The 1,035-nt window shown below is 58.7% G+C and carries 1 protein-coding gene; it reads right to left on the bottom strand.

Going from position 1 to position 1,035, the window contains the following annotated elements; genetic code table 11:
• On the bottom strand, nt 1–952 hold a 952-nt coding region (locus tag QX121_RS31590; RefSeq protein WP_315813917.1), incomplete at its 3' end, for an IS481 family transposase.
• Nucleotides 953–1,035 lie beyond the last annotated feature (83 nt).

Here is a 1,035-nt window from a genome sequence, read left to right on the forward strand (position 1 = left end):
TGTGGAGCCTCAGGAGGTTGTCCTCGGTTAAACCGAGTCTGCTGATAGGCGGCTGGGAGTTTATGCCGCCGTGAGGCCGGTGCCAATTATACTGGTGCAGCCAGATGGGCAGTTGCGCGGCGCGCTGATCGGAAGTGGGATAGGTGTGTGCATAGGCCCACTCCCGGAGCGCTGTCTGGATAAAGCGCTCAGCCTTGCCATTGGTTCTGGGCGTGTAGGGCTTGGTGCGGATATGCTTGAGACCAATATCGCGGCAGGCCTTATCGAAATCGAAGCCGATATAGCAGCCACCGTTGTCGGTCATGACGCGGGTGACGGTAACGCCCAAGCTCTTGTAGTGAGCGACAGCGGCCTTGAGAAACGCAACAGCACTCTCGGCGGTCTGATCAGGCTTGAGCTGTGAAAAGGCGACACGGGAGTGGTCATCGATGCAGACATGCATGTACTCCCAGCCAAGTCCGCGACAATGACTATAGCCGTTCCGATTGCCGGTGACGCGATGGCCGCTTTGCGCGAAACGGCCGAGCTTTTTGATATCGATATGGATCATCTCGCCCGGCGCAGCGTGCTCATAGCGACGCACGGGTTCGATCGGCTCCAGATCACGGATTCGGTTCAACCCCAGTCGTCGCAGAACGCGGCTGACCGTGGCCGGCGACACCTTAACCTCAGCCGCAATCTGCTTGCCCGTGTGGCGCTGACGGCGCAAAGCCTCGATAGCGGTACATGTGGCAGCAGTGGTTTGGCCTGGCGATGAGTGCGGTCTGGAGGAGCGATCGAGCAATCCCTCGACACCTTCCTCGCGGAACCGCTTCACCCATTTGGCTACGGTCTTCGGCGTCGTATTGTACTGGTAAGCAGCTTCAGCATAGCTCAGCCCACCCTCAACGACACTCCGCACCATCGCCTCTCGACCTTTCGGTGTCATAGGCGCATTCTTGTGGACGTCCATCTGGTCTCTCCTTGGAACACTGAAGCTTCGCAACCTCAGCTTCCTCGGTTCAGACCGGATGGACAACCTCCTGGAAGACCACA

The organism is Bradyrhizobium sp. SZCCHNR2028 (genome assembly GCF_032380995.1).
Classification (GTDB): Bacteria; Pseudomonadota; Alphaproteobacteria; order Rhizobiales; family Xanthobacteraceae; genus Bradyrhizobium.